The organism is Nitratireductor sp. CH_MIT9313-5 (assembly GCF_037029545.1).
In the GTDB taxonomy this organism is placed as follows: domain Bacteria; phylum Pseudomonadota; class Alphaproteobacteria; order Rhizobiales; family Rhizobiaceae; genus Chelativorans.
The window spans coordinates 80,379-80,895 of sequence record NZ_JAYMER010000016.1 but is presented as its reverse complement, the minus strand read 5'-3'; the positions used below and the strand labels follow the sequence as shown (position 1 = coordinate 80,895).

The window sequence follows — 517 nt, the reverse complement described above, 5'->3', positions numbered from 1 at the left end:
CGAGCCCGGGCTTTACGAGGTGCGCTATGTCCTGAACGAGGGCAAGCGCGTTCTCGCCTCAACGCCAATCGAGGTTGTCGAGGCAGAGCTGGGCATCGCAGCACCCGAGCAGGTCACGACTGGGGCCAGCTTCGAGGTTTCCTGGTCATCCTCGGTTCACCCGCGTGACTATGTCACCATCGTTCCCACGGGCGCGGAGGAAGGCAGCTACACTGATTACAAGCGCGTGCAGGATGCAACGGAGAACAGCCTCGTCGCCCCGTCCGAGCCCGGGCTTTACGAGGTGCGCTATGTCCTGAACGAGGGCAAGCGCGTTCTCGCGTCAACGCCAATCGAGGTTGTCGAGGCAGAGCTAGGCATCACGGCACCCGAGCAGGTCACTACCGGGGCCAGCTTCGAGGTATCATGGTCGTCTTCGGTCCACCCGCGTGACTATGTCACCATTGTTCCCACGGGCGCAGAGGAAGGCAGCTACACCGACTACAAGCGCGTGAAGGACGCAACGGAGAACAGCCTC

The 517-nt window shown here is 62.3% G+C and carries 1 protein-coding gene; it reads left to right on the top strand.

The genetic code is table 11. The features are described from left to right. Window positions 1–517: hypothetical protein (locus WA367_RS12990; protein ID WP_336057197.1), on the top strand; the 517-nt coding region annotated here is incomplete at both ends.